This window comes from Bacteroides sp. D2 (genome assembly GCF_025147085.1).
Classification (GTDB): Bacteria; Bacteroidota; Bacteroidia; order Bacteroidales; family Bacteroidaceae; genus Bacteroides.
Window position 1 is genome coordinate 5707909 of the sequence record NZ_CP102261.1, and the last position, 15441, is coordinate 5723349.

Annotated in this window: 12 protein-coding genes; 9 read left to right on the forward strand and 3 right to left on the reverse strand. The window is 41.9% G+C overall.

Annotated features, from left to right (window positions below; translation table 11 throughout):
- The first annotated feature begins 109 nt into the window (after positions 1-109).
- From fldA to ccsA, 9 genes are all read left to right on the forward strand, one after another.
- The gene (fldA, locus tag NQ505_RS21570) at positions 110-616 is read left to right on the forward strand and encodes a flavodoxin FldA (RefSeq protein ID WP_004311873.1); all 507 of its coding nucleotides are present in this window, start codon (positions 110-112) and stop codon (positions 614-616) included.
- 33 nt (positions 617-649) lie between these two features.
- Entirely contained in the window at positions 650-1012 is a 363-nt protein-coding gene (locus NQ505_RS21575; RefSeq protein ID WP_004300123.1) for a DUF2023 family protein, read from the forward strand.
- A 390-nt stretch (positions 1013-1402) separates the two neighbouring features.
- The gene (locus tag NQ505_RS21580; RefSeq protein WP_008999703.1) at positions 1403-2743 is read left to right on the forward strand and encodes a hypothetical protein; all 1341 of its coding nucleotides are present in this window, start codon (positions 1403-1405) and stop codon (positions 2741-2743) included.
- Between the two features lie 26 nt (positions 2744-2769).
- Complete coding sequence (locus NQ505_RS21585) at positions 2770-3924, forward strand: imelysin family protein (RefSeq protein ID WP_008651745.1); 1155 nt, start codon at positions 2770-2772, stop codon at positions 3922-3924.
- 110 nt (positions 3925-4034) lie between these two features.
- Entirely contained in the window at positions 4035-5465 is a 1431-nt protein-coding gene (locus tag NQ505_RS21590; RefSeq protein ID WP_004303731.1) for a di-heme oxidoredictase family protein, read from the forward strand.
- Between the two features lie 27 nt (positions 5466-5492).
- Entirely contained in the window at positions 5493-6707 is a 1215-nt protein-coding gene (locus NQ505_RS21595; RefSeq protein WP_004303732.1) for a porin, read from the forward strand.
- Positions 6708-6730: 23 nt separating this feature from the next.
- Positions 6731-7444: a hypothetical protein gene (locus NQ505_RS21600; RefSeq protein WP_008999702.1), complete on the forward strand. Its 714-nt coding sequence runs from the start codon at positions 6731-6733 to the stop codon at positions 7442-7444.
- A gap of 21 nt (positions 7445-7465) precedes the next feature.
- Positions 7466-8620, forward strand: a complete 1155-nt coding sequence (locus tag NQ505_RS21605) for a Rid family hydrolase (protein WP_008999701.1) — start codon at positions 7466-7468, stop codon at positions 8618-8620.
- Positions 8621-8640: 20 nt separating this feature from the next.
- On the forward strand, positions 8641-10740 hold the full coding sequence (ccsA, locus tag NQ505_RS21610) for a cytochrome c biogenesis protein CcsA (protein WP_008999700.1): 2100 nt from the start codon (positions 8641-8643) through the stop codon (positions 10738-10740).
- Positions 10741-11058: 318 nt separating this feature from the next.
- Here the strand turns inward: ccsA and NQ505_RS21615 are convergent, their stop codons facing one another.
- Genes NQ505_RS21615 through NQ505_RS21625 form a run of 3 tightly spaced genes read right to left on the reverse strand, consistent with a single transcriptional unit; the run spans position 11059 to position 15186 of the window.
- Positions 11059-11667 carry a TetR/AcrR family transcriptional regulator gene (locus NQ505_RS21615; RefSeq protein ID WP_004300131.1) on the reverse strand — a complete coding sequence of 203 codons (609 nt, stop codon included), beginning with the start codon at positions 11665-11667 and terminating at the stop codon, positions 11059-11061.
- Positions 11668-11684: 17 nt separating this feature from the next.
- A complete protein-coding gene (locus NQ505_RS21620) occupies positions 11685-13421 on the reverse strand; it encodes an ABC transporter ATP-binding protein (RefSeq protein WP_004300132.1) in 1737 nt (578 codons plus the stop codon).
- The gene (locus NQ505_RS21625; RefSeq protein ID WP_032853656.1) at positions 13414-15186 is read right to left on the reverse strand and encodes an ABC transporter ATP-binding protein; all 1773 of its coding nucleotides are present in this window, start codon (positions 15184-15186) and stop codon (positions 13414-13416) included. The genes NQ505_RS21620 and NQ505_RS21625 overlap by 8 nt, the downstream gene beginning before the upstream one ends.
- Positions 15187-15441 lie beyond the last annotated feature (255 nt).

Below are 15441 nucleotides of genomic sequence, written 5' to 3' on the forward strand. Positions count from 1 at the left end.
TATCCCCATTTATAATGAGAAGGAGACAAATCTTCCATTATAAATGGGGATTTCCTATTTCTTTAAGACCCTCTATCTTTGCAGCGTTACATTTAAAAACGAATCAAAGATGAATAAAATTGGTGTATTTTATGGTTCCACAACCGGAACAACAGAAGACCTTGCCCGTCGAATTGCAGAGAAATTAGATGTACCATCGGCAGATGTATTTGATGTATCCAAGCTAACAGAGGCATTAGTCAATGAATATGACGTATTGGTGCTCGGCTCTTCCACATGGGGAGCAGGCGAACTTCAAGACGACTGGTACGATGGAGTAAAAGTTTTAAAGAAGTGTGATTTATCCCACAAATCTGTAGCCCTGTTCGGTTGCGGCGACTCTGACTCGTATAGCGACACATTCTGTGACGCAATAGGTATTCTCTATGAAGATCTGAAAGATACCCACTGCAAATTCTGTGGAGCAACAGATACTGCAGGCTATACCTTCGATTCCTCCATTGCCGTCGTAGACGGTAAGTTTGTAGGTCTTCCACTTGACGAAGTCAACGAAGATAGCAAAACAGACGAACGTATCAGCGCATGGGCTGAACAAGTGAAACAAGAAATTAGCTAATTTTACCTTAACATAAAAAGAATACTTTGCATCATGGCAACTGAAAGAATCATCCCCGGCGAAATCCGAATTTTTCTTAATCATATTTATGAGTTTAAGAAAGGCGTACGCAACATGGTACTTTACACAATGAGTAAAGAGCACGAAGAATTTGCCATCCGCCGATTGAAAAATCAAAAGATCAGTTATATGATACAGGAAGTAGGTACCAATAAAATTAACCTATTTTTTGGAAAGGCAGAATGTATGGAAGCCATGCGGCACATCATCATCCGTCCTTTAAACCAACTGACTGCCGAAGAAGATTTTATTTTAGGAGCCATGCTGGGATATGACCTTTGCCAGCAATGCAAACGATATTGCAGTAAAAAAGAAGGTATAAAGATGGCAGTTTAAGCGATAACCTTAGCATAAGTTTAGCTTTGTTTGTATGTAGTTTGTCTGAGTTGAATCGTTTCTGAAAAGGTAGTTTCCTGATGGTAGATATACTCAAGGAAACTGGTTGTAGAAGAAACGATTCGCTCAATTACAAACAAAATCGGTGACGCTATGAAATAATAAAGACAACTCTACACACTAACAACAGACAAAGGTGTATATCAGTAAAAATTATCATACTGAAATACACCTTTGTCTGTTTTATTTCATCTACTACTATATTTTTTTTACTCTTTAGATTAAAATTACCTACATATACTGAATTTAAGAAACAACTATGCCTAATATTAGGTATTGCCACATTTTTTAACCTCATCTAACTTTGCAGCCGATAAAATTATTAAAAAGATGAGAAAAATAACAGCAATCGTTATTCTTAGTCTCCTACCTTCTCTTACAATTCGAGCACAGGAGACAAAAGAAATTTCCAAAAGTAGTAATTCTTCTTCTACAGAAGAATATACAAAATTCCGTTTTGGAGGATACGGTGAAATGGTCGCTAATTTTAAAGATTATGGCATCAACCGTTTCTATGGAGGAAACGATGGTAATCCAAAGAAAAACAGGAATACCATTTCAATTCCCCGTTTCGTTTTAGCTTTTGATTATAAGTTCAATTCCAAATGGATACTCGGTGCAGAGATTGAGTTCGAATCTGGTGGAACAGGTACAGCTTTCGAATTAGAAAACACCGAAAACGGTGAATACGAAACAGAAGTTGAAAAAGGAGGTGAAGTAGCTATCGAACAATTTCACATCACACGTTTAATTCACCGCTCCCTCAATGTACGTGCCGGACATATTATTGTTCCGGTAGGATTGACTAACGCACACCATGAACCGATCAATTTCTTCGGAACTTCACGCCCGGAAGGTGAAACAAGCCTTTTGCCTTCTACCTGGCATGAAAATGGTCTGGAAATCTTTGGTTCTTTCGGAAAAGGGTATGCAAGCTTCGATTATCAAGCTATGGTGGTAGCAGGCCTGAATCCTAATGGATTCGATCGTAACACATGGGTAGGTAGTGGCAAACAGGGAATCTTTGAGGAAGACAACTTCACTTCTCCCGCGTATGTATTTCGTTTAGATTATAAAGGAGTTCCCAATTTACGTGTAGGTGCATCATTTTATTATTGTGCAGATGCAGGAGCCAACTCTGATAAAGAACAGACTTATGCAAGCTATGGAAAAATTCCGATAAGAATCTTCACCGCAGATGCACAGTATCGCAATAAATATGTAACGGCACGCGGTAATATCTTATATGGAAATTTAGGAAATTCATTAGGAGTAAGTCAGGCAAATGTCAAATTATCCAATAAATCGCCTTACAGCCGTCTGGCTCCGGTAGCGAAGAATGCCGTAAGTTATGCAGCAGAAGCCGGTATTAATATCCGCTCGGTCTTCGGAGGCAATAAAAAGATTCCGGTAATCTATCCATTTGCCCGCTATGAATACTACAACCCACAAGAGAAAGGGGAAAAAGGGCAAACGATGGAAAAACGTTGCCAAGTAAGTATGTGGACAGCGGGATTAAATTGGTACGCTTTGCCAAACTTAGTGATAAAAGCAGACTATGCAACCCGCCAGATTGGTACAAATAAAGTTTTTGGCGTATCAAAGTCATACAACAGTGAAAACGAATTTTCTATTGGAATTGCCTATATAGGATGGTTTATTAAGAAATAACAAATAATCAATTATTTAATTTTTATATGATGAAAACAAAATTCTTTTATGTCGCAGCCCTAATATTGGGATTAGCATTCACAACAACTTCTTGCAGCAGTGATGATGACAACCCAACAGTAGATCCTGCTAATATTGATTACACTCCTGAAAATGCATCAAGCTGGCATAACTACATGAGAAATGTAGCAGCACTTCTAAAAACAGATGCAACCAATCTCTACAACGCATGGAATTCAAGCTATAAAGGAGGTGAAAGCTATGCTTCCCTGTTCAAGGCTCATAGTGCCTCTCCTTACGCAAGCGCCTTGAGCTGTGTGGAAGAAATCGTGGATAAATGCGCGGAAATTGCCAATGAAGTCGGTACAGCCAAAATTGGTGACCCATACAACTTGTATAAAGCCGGAAATACTGAAGAAGCATTATATGCTGTGGAATCCTGGTACAGCTGGCATTCTCGTGATGACTATACCAATAACATTTATTCCATCCGGAATGCATATTACGGTTCTTTAGACGGTAATATAAATGCTAATTCTTTATCTACTGTTATCGCCGGTGTTAATTCATCATTAGATACCAAGATAAAGAATGCTATCCAAAAAGCAGCAAAAGCCATTCAGGATATTCCGCAACCTTTCCGTAATCATATTCCCAGTAACGAAACGGTAGCAGCTATGGATGCTTGTGCAGAGCTGGAAAGTATACTGAAGAATGACTTAAAATCCTATATTGCAAATAATAGCAACAATATCAATACGGACGCAGTACTTAATCCTGTAGTAACACAATATGTAGATGCAGTAGTAGTGCCTACCTACAAAAGTTTGAAAGAAAAAAATGACGCTCTCTACAATGCAGTAATAGCCCTTGCAGACAATCCGTCAAATAGTGCTTTTGAAACAGCTTGTGATGCTTGGATCACTGCTCGTGAACCATGGGAAAAGAGCGAAGCTTTCTTATTCGGTCCGGTAGACGAAATGGGACTTGATCCTAACATGGACAGCTGGCCTCTGGATCAGAACGCTATTGTACAAATACTGAATTCTCAAAGTTGGAGTGATCTCGAATGGAGTGAAGGTGATGATGAAGCTGCTGTCGAATCGGCACAAAATGTACGCGGTTTCCACACATTGGAATTCCTTCTCTACAAAAACGGTGAACCACGTAAAGTACAATAAAGCTTTATCTTAGCTAAGATATTATTGAGAAGTAAAGGTTGGAATTCAATGATCCACCTTTACTTCTTTGGTATGTTTAAAACATATTATTGAAACAAAGTCAATAAACAATGAATCACTTTCTAAAATATTCATTCTCTTTCTTTTGCCTGTTGGCATGCTCTGCCTGTGATGATGACGGAATTGACATATTGGATATCGAGATTCCGGAGGGCTATGCTCTATCAGCCGGAACATCAACTATTTTCTTGAATTCGTCTGTTGCTTATGACACGCCTGCAGATTGGATAACAGGAGCATACGATGTACGTTTCACCCGAGGCGACAGGCTATATGACGATGTACGTACAAGCAACAACGGGCATGGCGGCGGACTTGGCCCCGTTTATGCCGGTTATTCGTGCGGCAGTTGCCACCGGAATGCGGGACGTACCAAACCCTCTTTATGGACAGAGGGTGGATCGGGCAGCTATGGATTCTCTTCCATGCTAGTCTACATATCCCGTAAAAACGGAGCTTTCTTTCAAGATTATGGACGTGTGCTTCATGACCAGGCAATCTATGGAGTGCAACCGGAAGGCAAACTGTCTGTGGAATACACTTACGAGACATTTTCTTTCCCTGATGGAGAAGCCTACACGCTTTGCAAACCCAATTATACTATATCCGAATGGTATGCCGAAGAAATCAAACCGGAAGATTTGTTTTGTACCGTACGTATTCCATTACGCCATGTAGGCATGGGGCAAATGATGGCACTAGATCCTGTTGAAATTGAAGCACTTGCAGCAAAAAGTAATTATCCCGAATATGGAATCAGCGGACGATGTAATTACATCACCGAACGCGGAGTGAGAAGTCTGGGATTGTCCGGCAACAAAGCTCAACATGCCGATTTAACTGTAGAATTGGGATTCTCCAGTGATATGGGCGTTACCAACAGCCGCTATCCGGAAGAAATCTGTGAAGGACAAATACAAGTAAACCAAGGCAGCATGATGGGGCTTTCTTACGACCAACTGGATGTCAGCACAGAAGAGATGGAAAACGTAGATCTCTATATGCAAAGTCTTGGTGTTCCCGCCCGGCGTAATGTAAACGATCCGCAAGTAATCAAAGGGGAACAGAACTTCTATAAAGCCAAATGTCATCTCTGTCATGTGACCACTTTACACACTAAGACACGTGGTAGTGTTTTATTAAATAATACTCAACTCCCGTGGTTAGGCGGTCAAACGATTCACCCTTATTCTGATTATCTATTACATGATATGGGTTCTGAAATTATGGGAGTCGGACTGAACGACAACTATGTAAGCGGGCTGGCACGTGGAAACGAATGGCGTACTACCCCTCTTTGGGGAATCGGCTTACAAGAAAAGGTCAACGGACATACTTATTTCTTGCATGACGGACGTGCCCGCAATCTGACAGAAGCCATCATGTGGCATGGCGGAGAAGGAGAAGCATCAAAGAACTTATTTAAGAATATGAGTAAGGAAGACCGGGATGCGCTGATTGCATTTTTAAATTCACTTTAAACTAAAAGTAGTATATATAAAGTAATTATGAAGAGATTTATAATCATTGCCATGCTGACTGCCATAATGCCTTTGGCCGCTATGGCACAACATGAAGAAGATACAGAAAATGGTGTAGTATCATTAGCTGGAAGAGAAGGATTCACTATCGAAACCAAGAAAGGAGATTTTGTATTCAAACCCTATCTGCTCGTACAGACCAGTGCAAACTTCAATTGGTACGACGATGAAGGACTGGATAAAGCATACAATCAAGATAACATAGCCAACTCCGGATTTTCAGTTCCTTACGCCGTACTCGGATTCACCGGAAAGGCTTTCGATAAAGTATCTTTCAACCTTTCCATAAATGCGGCAGCCAGCGGAGGTGCATTACTTCAACAAGCCTGGTTTGATGTTCAACTGAAAAAGCAGTTTGCCATCCGGGTCGGTAAATTCAAAACTCCGTTTTCACATGCCTACCTGACAACACTGGGAGAAACATTGTTACCTAGTTTGCCAGTATCACTGACTGCTCCCGTTATCCTCCCCTATTCTTTGAATGCGGTAACACCCAATATTGGCACCGGATTCGATTTAGGTGTAGAGATTCACGGTTTGGTAGCTGATAAATTCGGGTATGAAATCGGTTTATTCAACGGTACGGGTGCAGCAGTAAATACAGCAACAAAAACATTTAGTGATGACTGGCACATTCCGTCTTTACTGTACGCCGGACGTTTCACCTATATGCCTAAAGGAGTGATGCCCGCTACACAGGGAAATCCGAACAGGCTGAATGAAGACAAAATCATGTTTGGTATTTCTACCTCTATCAATGTAGAAAGTGAAAATGAAAGTACCAATGATTATCGTGCCGGATTGGAGTTTGCAATGCTAAAGAACAAACTTTACCTCGGTGCTGAAGTCTATTATATGAATGTTGGCTTCACAAAAAGACAAAAGATTTCCGAGTCATATAATTACCTGGGCGGCTATGTACAAGGTGGTTACTTCGTTGCCCCCCGTCTGCAAGCAGCTGCACGCTATGATTTCTTCAACCGTAACGGAATGGACACCAATGGTTTTCTAAATATGCCAGCCGTGGGTATGAACTATTTTTTCAAGAACTGTAATCTGAAGTTACAAGCGATGTACCAGTATATTGCCCGTAAAGGTCATGATACCCAACTTGATCGGGATAACGACGATTTAGGTTTGGCAGTACATTCGGCCAGTATTCTACTTCAGTATACATTCTAAATAGCACAAGAAAGGATTTGTTTATGAAAAAATACATTCTTTTCGGGGGTTATCTACTGTTATTGGCATACATCACATCATGCGATGACGGACGTATTTACGAAAAGACAGAGACCCTATCAGAAGAAGGACGCACGCTGAAGATGAGCGGTAAGATCAATGGTATCAGTAAATGGCCCGATGGTTATAGTGTTGTAGTGGCAGGCTTCAGTGATGAGAGCGAGTATGCCGTTGTCACCAAAACAATTCCGGCGGTCGAAGATGATGAGATCCAGGTTACGATGACAGGAGTCAGTGATAAAGTAACCACTATTGAATTGTGCGTTATTAATAAATTGAGAAAACGAGTTATCAGTTTTCAGTCAATGGACGACCTTACAGCAGTTGACGACACCATCCTTATGGATGTGGGAACTGTAAATGTAGGTATGTACCATGGCATTCAAGAAAAAGTATTTAATACGACATGCGCACACTGTCATGGTGGAGGTAGTTCGGCAGCAGCCAACCTGTATCTGACAGAAGGCAAAAGTTACGAGGCACTGGTCAACCGCCCGTCGAAGAAAGTAGATGGCATGTTACTCGTCAAGCCGGGCAGTGCGCAAGAAAGCGTATTGCACACATTATTAAATACCACTATTAGTTCAACCTGGGGATACGATCACTCAAAAGAAATAGTATCATCCCCGATTTTGACCCTTATTGACGACTGGATCAATAACGGTGCGCAAGAATAAATAGTTATTTACCCAACTGATATGAACAACAAAAAACAACAGAATATTCAGTCTGAAAAGACGCTAACAGAGATTTTTAAATATAATGCAGGAGGAGAAGCTTCAGAGTATCATATTATCATTCATTCTACTAAACCGGAAGATACATACGAAGAACAGCTGAATGCAGTATTAAACACCTACGATTATTTACTTACCCAAGAATTGAAAGGAGCAGTTGCCATCCTCAAACGTTATTTCCTTAGTGACGCTGCCAATCAGGCAGATACACTACTGGCATTGACAACCGAAGGTTCGGACTGCGCACTTTCCATTGTGGAACAGCCCCCGCTGGACGGAACAAAAATTGCCTTATGGGTTTACCTGTTGACAGACGTACAGACACAAGTCTTACATAACGGGCTTTTTGAGGTGAAACACAGTGCCTATCGCCACTTCTGGGGCGGTAGTGCATTCAATCGTGCCGCCAATTCGGAATACCAGACCCGTCTATTATTGAATGACTATGTGATGCAACTCATGGAACAAGGTTGTAAACTGGCAGACAATTGTATCCGCACATGGTTTTTCGTGCAAAATGTAGATGTGAATTATGCCGGAGTAGTGAAAGCACGTAATGAAGTTTTCGTCACCCAAAACCTGACAGAAAAAACACATTATATTTCCAGCACAGGCATCGACGGCCGGCATGCCGACCCGAAAGTACTGGTACAAATGGATACTTACGCCGTAGCAGGACTGCAACCGGAACAGATTCATTTCCTCTATGCTCCTACCCATCTGAACCCAACTTATGAATATGGAGTAAGCTTTGAACGTGGCACGTATGTAGATTATAGCGACCGCCGACAGGTATTTATTTCAGGAACGGCAAGTATCAACAACAAAGGCGAAGTGGTATATCCCGGCAACATCCGCAAACAGACAGAACGAATGTGGGAGAATGTGGAAACCCTGTTGAAAGAAGCGGACTGCACGTTTGAAGATTTGGGACAAATGATTGTATATCTGCGTGACATAGCCGACTATGCAGTTGTTAAAGCAATGTATGACAAACGTTTCCCACATACTCCTAAAGTATTTGTTCATGCTCCGGTATGCCGTCCCGGATGGTTGATTGAGATGGAATGTATGGGAGTGAAAGAATGTAAGAATAAGGAATACGCTCCATTTTAATATCATAAAAGATTATACAGTTGAAAAGGTTACTTATTATCTTATATATCTGTCTGGTGGGACTACTCGCTGTGACTACTTTCGTAGAACAAGCGTATGGGACAGATTTTGTAGAAAGAAATATATATCATACATGCTGGTTTTGTTGTTTGTGGGGAACAATTGCCACCATTGCACTTGTTGCTCTCATCCGACGCGCTTTATGGCGACGGTTCCCCATATTGTTGTTTCATGGCTCCCTCCTCGTTATCTTGGTGGGGGCCATGATTACGTTTATCGGAAGCAAAAAAGGATACGTACACTTGCTTCCGGGGGCAACAATAGACAGTTTCCAGGAATCGGAAAGCGGCAGAAAAGCTGATCTGCCATTCACAATACAACTAGATAGTTTCCGTATAGCATACTATCCCGGAACAGAAGCACCGGCAGACTACATCAGCTATATCACCTACTCTCTTCCCGGACAGAAAAATGTTCTATTACACGAACAGATTTCAATGAATCGTATATTTACATCACAAGGTTTCCGTTTCTATCAGTCATCTTTCGATGATGACGGAAAAGGGAGCTGGCTGACTGTCAATTATGATCCATGGGGAACAGGAGTGACTTATGCGGGATATATCCTGCTCGGTCTCTCCATGATTTGGCTACTATTTTCCCGCAGTAGTGATTTCCGACGCCTGCTAAACCACCCGCTACTTAAAAAAGGAGGTGTATTTATACTGTTTATTTTCTGCCTTGCAGGTAACATGCAAGCACAAAAAAAACTCCTTCCTGCATTGAAACGAACACAAGCGGACAGTTTAGCACAGGAACAGGTTATTTATCACGACCGGGTAGTACCTTTCAACACATTAGCCCGTGATTTCATTCAGAAACTGACAGGAGAAGCTTCATATAAAGGATTGACACCTGAACAAGTGATAGGTGGCTGGTTACTTTATCCGGAAGTGTGGAGAAATGAGCCATTGATATACATCAAAAATACAGAATTACAGCATTTATTAAACTTACAAACACCTTATGCTCGATTAACTGATTTATTTGACGGTTCTGTTTATCGTCTCCGTGAACATTGGCAACGTGAACAAGGACAACAAAGCAAACTCGCCAAAGCAATCCAGGAAACAGATGAAAAAGTAGGCCTGATCCTGATGTTGGAAAAAGGAACATTCATCCATCCATTACCCACTGATGGCAGCGTGCAACCTCTCTCCGAACTGGAAGTGAAAGCAGAATTACTCTACAACCGGATTCCGTTCAGCAAGATTCTTTTTATGATAAATCTGTCATTGGGAGTGTTGTCTTTCCTGCTTCTACTTCATAACAGCCTGCAAAGAAATATCCTCTCGCCCAAAGCCAAAACGATTTCCCGCACAGCAGGAACTTTCTTTTCTGTTGCACTCTATCTTGCTTTCATATTCCATTTAGCAGGATATTGCCTGCGCTGGTACATTGGCGGTCGTATTCCACTTAGCAACGGTTACGAAACCATGCAGTTTATGGCTCTTTGTATTCTTTTGATAGCCTGTCTGCTCCATCGAAGATTCTCATTTATACTTCCATTCGGATTCCTCCTCTCCGGCTTTGCTTTGTTGGTCTCCTATCTGGGACAAATGAATCCCCAGATAACCCCATTAATGCCGGTGCTCGTCTCTCCATGGCTAAGTATTCATGTTTCATTGATTATGATGTCTTATGCCCTATTGGCATTCATCATGCTAAACGGAATACTGGCATTATGCCTCCGGAAAAAAGAATCGGAAAACAATGTCTCCGGAAACGACGCTATACAAGACAACCGGATAGAACAGTTGACGCTAGTCAGCCGCTTGCTGCTCTACCCTGCCACCTTCTTTTTAGGAGCAGGCATCTTTCTGGGAGCAGTTTGGGCAAACGTTTCCTGGGGACGATACTGGGCGTGGGACCCGAAAGAAGTATGGGCACTGATTACTTTTCTGGTATATGGAGTAGCCTTCCATTCACAAAGTCTGCGCATTTTCCGCAAGCCTCTATTCTTCCATATCTATATGATTCTTGCTTTCCTGACCGTCTTAATGACCTATTTCGGGGTAAATTATGTTCTTGGAGGGATGCATAGTTATGCAAACGCCTGAACCACTATATATAGCTAGTAATTGATAGAAGAATACCCATTTTAGGGGATTGCGGGAAAAGCGGAAAGCCCCTATCTTTGCAGTATCAGAATTAAATTAATTAGTCATAATTATATTACGTAGCCACATTAAAAATACATAGAAATCGGCCGAAGTGATTCACCCGCATTTCTTTTATTTGGTTGTTAAGTTGAAAAAACCATATAATGTATTCATTTTGGAATATGAATAGATGACATATTCTAAAAGAGGCAAGGACGTCCGGCTTGTGAAAGCCGGACGTTTTTTTATATCAGTAAGAGAATAAAGTGAAAGAGCTCATGCATTCATGAGCTCTTTCCAACCAGCCGTTTCAAAAGCGATATACTCCGCTATAAACTTCTCCATCTCTTCTTTCTTCACAGGATGCAACACCAGCTCTTCGAGCAGGGCAAACAACCATACCGTATTCAGGTGAATAAAGAAGTTAGTTATTGCTATATTGATATGCGGATATTTCTGCTTCATCCCTTGAAAAAAAACAGAAATCGTACGCGTCATCAAATCTGTATATTCAGAACGGAAGTTCTCCAAAACAGAACCTTGTGCCTGAAAAAGCAGCAACCGCAAACGGTCACGATGTTCAGAGACCAATCTGATATATTCCCGTACAGACATTTTCTGATAATCCGAATCCATAAAGACGTCTATCGTCATCTGATCTGCATCGTGATTATAAATCATAGCATACAGATCATTCAATACCGGTTTCAGAATCGTACGGAATATCTCATCCTTATTGGTGAAATAATGATAGATATTACTCACCGTCACCCCTGCCCTCGAAGCTATTTCACGCATAGAGGCATCCTTGTATCCCTTTTCCAGAAACACTTCTTCGGCTGCCTTCAAGATTCCCTCTTGTATATCTCCTTTCAAAAATTGCATAGTATCGCTGCTATTTATCAATTCATATTTGTAACCTGTCTGTTCACCATCCGGGCAAATATACCATTTTTCTTTTTCAATTCCTCCGGTGTTCCCATTTCAGCAACACTTCCATTCTCCAATACTACAATTTTGTCGGCATTGGCAACGGTTCGCATACGGTGCGCAATAATCAGCACCGTTTTGTTACGTACCAATTCAGATATACCTGCCTGTATCTTGGTTTCATTCTCAACATCAAGCGAAGCCGTAGCCTCATCCAACAGAACGATCGGAGCATCCTTCAACAAAGCGCGGGCAATGGAAATACGCTGACGCTCACCGCCGGATAATGTTTCTCCATTCTCACCGATAATCGTCTGGTATCCCTGCGGCATTTTAGTGACAAACTCATCACATTGTGCCAAGCGGGCAACTCTCCGGACTTCCTCATCCGTAGCATCCCGTTTGCCAATACGGATATTATCCATAATGGAAGCATTGAAAAGAACTACATCCTGAAAGACAACGGAATAGTTTTTCAACAAAGTTTCAGGATCAATCCGACTGATATCCTGCCCGCCGAGGGTAATCTTTCCCGACTGGATATCCCAGAAACGTGCCGCCAACCTGGCCGCCGTACTCTTGCCACTACCCGAAGGACCAACCAAAGCCGTTTTTTCACCTTGTCGGGCAATAAAAGACAAGTTATTCAGAATTTGTTTTCCCTGCTCATAAGCAAAGTCTACCTGTCTGAATTCGATATCATAACCTTGAGGAGTGAATTCGGTAGTCCCGTTTTGTACCGGCAATGCTTCCATCTCATTCATTCTATTGATACGCACATCCAAATAGAACAAAGCGGCAATATTATTCATCACCTCACTGACCGGAGCATACACACGCGACCCGATAACCATAAATATAAGATAGGTAAACAAATCAACCGTACCCGAAGCCAAGAGATTGGCACCAACGATAATAACGCTTGCCAGTCCGAGTTTCAATACACTTTGGGAACCGTTTACCAACATGCCGAGCACCAGTTCATTACGAGTCAATACCTTTTCATAGGTATCAATGCTCGCATCCAGTTTTTCCAGATAGTCTCTCTCCTGATTGTAGGATTTTATCTCCTGAATGGTATCGAGTCCTTCCTGGATATGTTCGGTCACCATCCGCTTGTTCAGATAATTACTTTCATTGCTTTTCTGTATTTCCTTCTTCGAGAAAAGAAGGATTGCGGCGGCAAGCGGCACTACCCAGAACAAAGCAATCGTCAACTGCCAGTTATAAAATGCCATGCCGACGGTAATAAGCAGAATACTGATAATGGAAGCAAATAACTGGGGAACCGCATGCGAGAAAGTATGCTCGAGATCAGTGCAGTCATCCATAATCGTGGCGGTGAGGTCGGAAAGATTCTTTTCGCCAAAGAAAGCCAGAGGCAACTTGCGAAGTTTTTCCGCCAATGAGATACGCCGGTTTGCACTCTCATCATAAACGGTGGTATAGGTACTACGATATTGCAATACCGCAAATATATACATGACTATCATAAAGACAATACCGAGTATGCTATAATAGAGAATACCATGCGTCACCGAAGCCGAAGGCTGAAACACAGGACGAAGATATTCCTCAAGAAAGAGAAAAACAAATACCGCCGGCAACATCAATACAATATCGAGCAGTGTAGTGAAAAACACACCTTTACAGAAATCTTTCGCTCCTTTAGTTGAAAGGGCAAAACGTCTTTTTATTACTTCAATCATTAGAAACCTCCTTTCCTATTGTCCAGCGAACAGATTGCTGGTATTCATTCCACATACGATAATAGATGCCTTGTTTTCCAAGCAGGTTGGCATGTGTACCTTGTTCCGCAATCTTCCCCTTGTCAATGACGAGGATATTGTCGGCATCAGTGATGCTTGAAAGACGATGAGCAATCATCAATACGGTTTTTCCTTTTGTCAGTTCTTTCAAGGCTTGCTGGATGAGATGCTCATTTTCGGGGTCGGCAAAAGCAGTCGCCTCATCCAGTACAATGATGGGAGCATTTTTCAGGATTGCACGTGCCAGTACGATCCGTTGCTGTTCCCCGCCGGAGAGATATGTTCCCTCCGTACCAATCTTCGTATTCAGTCCGAGCGGAAGTTTATTGATAATTTCCCGGCATTGTGCCATATCTACTGCCCGTTCCACTTCCTCCATTGTCGCGTCGGGATTACCATATTTGATATTTTCGAGCAGAGAAGTCTTGAACAGCTTTGTACTCTGGAACACGAAAGAAATATATTTCATCAGTTCTTCGGGAGCGATTTCTCTTACATTGATGCCACCTATTAAAACTTTCCCTTCCGTTGCCTCCCAGAAACGGGGAACTAGACGGGCAATCGTTGTTTTCCCTCCGCCCGAAGCTCCGACAAGAGCTACTGTGTTTCCTTGCGGAATAGTGAAACTAACATCATCCACCGCCTTTTGATTAGCTCCCGGATAGCTGAAGGAAACTTTTTCGAACTGAATACTGAATTCCTTTACCGGTTGTGGATGCTCTACAACAGTCAGGTGCTCATAAGCAACCAGATTCTCAAGACGTCCGATAGCTTCACTCGCCTGCCCCAAAGCCTGATTGAGATACATACTCTTCATGATACTTTGGGAGAATACAGGAGTAATGAGAACAAACAGGAAGAAATTAAGTAATACCGATGCATAATTACCTGAATAACCAATCAGCAAAATAGCCAACGGAGCAAGGAAAAACACAAAACCATTGATTATTACGGTATAGAGCGACATCGGCTTCTCCCACATTCGTGTATAGCCGAATACCATTTTATTATAATTCATGATACAGCGGTGAAAGTTCTTGAAAGAGTAAATAGTCTGCTGGAAAACCTTCACTACGGGAATTCCTCTCACATACTCTACAGCTTCGGTATTCATTTCCTCCAGAGAAGTCATGTAGCTTTTCATAAACTGCCGTCCTTCCGCATTCATCATAAACCCCATAACCAGCATGGCAATAATTACAGGGACGATACATGCCAGACCGAGTATCCAATCGAACACAAAAATCAGTATGGCAGCTACCAACGGCACTAGAAAAGTAGCCGCAAGGTCGGGCAACTGATGTGCCAGAAAACTATGGGTAACCCCTGCATTGTCATCTATAATCTTGCGAATACGTCCGCTCGTATTAATGTCAAAGAAGCCGAGAGGCATACGCACTATCTGGCGCATGGCTTCTTTGCGCAAATTCGATTCAACCCGAAAAGCTGCAAGATGCGAAGACATCAATGCGGCAAAATAAAGGACGATGCTCGCCACGGCCATGCCTGCCGCCCACCAGGCATACATCACCACATTACCGGAAGAGGTTATCTCTCCGTGTTCAAGCAGTTCTCTCACAATCAGCCAAATAAGGATATAAGGCAACATGCCCGCCAGGGCACTTAGGGCAGACAGCAGTATTGCCGCAGGCAAAAGCACTTTCCGTTTACCCATGTAGTTCTGAAGTTTTTTCAATGTACTCATAACGTACGTTCAATCTATATTAAGTTCGACAATCATTTAACTTATCGCTTGTTTTCAAAAAAGAACAATATTCGAAATCGTTCAAAAAAAAGAGAGCTTATATTTCTATAAGCTCTCTTCATCCCATTCAATCCGGTGCATGTGCACCTTTGATATATGATTAATCTCGACTCGTCTCTCACTGATTCGCATAAGTTTTCAATTATTTTCTGCAAAGGTACGGCTCGTCGGCAAGACGGACAATACCTAAAAATA

Excerpts from the sequence above, each read along its gene's own strand:
- fldA (WP_004311873.1), top strand. The coding sequence starts at position 110 with ATGAATAAAATTGGTGTATTTTATGGTTCCACAACCGGAACAACAGAA.
- NQ505_RS21575 (WP_004300123.1), top strand. The coding sequence starts at position 650 with ATGGCAACTGAAAGAATCATCCCCGGCGAAATCCGAATTTTTCTTAAT.
- NQ505_RS21580 (WP_008999703.1), top strand. The coding sequence starts at position 1,403 with ATGAGAAAAATAACAGCAATCGTTATTCTTAGTCTCCTACCTTCTCTT.
- NQ505_RS21585 (WP_008651745.1), top strand. The coding sequence starts at position 2,770 with ATGATGAAAACAAAATTCTTTTATGTCGCAGCCCTAATATTGGGATTA.
- NQ505_RS21590 (WP_004303731.1), top strand. The coding sequence starts at position 4,035 with ATGAATCACTTTCTAAAATATTCATTCTCTTTCTTTTGCCTGTTGGCA.
- NQ505_RS21595 (WP_004303732.1), top strand. The coding sequence starts at position 5,493 with ATGAAGAGATTTATAATCATTGCCATGCTGACTGCCATAATGCCTTTG.
- NQ505_RS21600 (WP_008999702.1), top strand. The coding sequence starts at position 6,731 with ATGAAAAAATACATTCTTTTCGGGGGTTATCTACTGTTATTGGCATAC.
- NQ505_RS21605 (WP_008999701.1), top strand. The coding sequence starts at position 7,466 with ATGAACAACAAAAAACAACAGAATATTCAGTCTGAAAAGACGCTAACA.
- NQ505_RS21615 (WP_004300131.1), bottom strand. The coding sequence starts at position 11,667 with ATGCAATTTTTGAAAGGAGATATACAAGAGGGAATCTTGAAGGCAGCC.
- NQ505_RS21620 (WP_004300132.1), bottom strand. The coding sequence starts at position 13,421 with ATGATTGAAGTAATAAAAAGACGTTTTGCCCTTTCAACTAAAGGAGCG.
- NQ505_RS21625 (WP_032853656.1), bottom strand. The coding sequence starts at position 15,186 with ATGAGTACATTGAAAAAACTTCAGAACTACATGGGTAAACGGAAAGTG.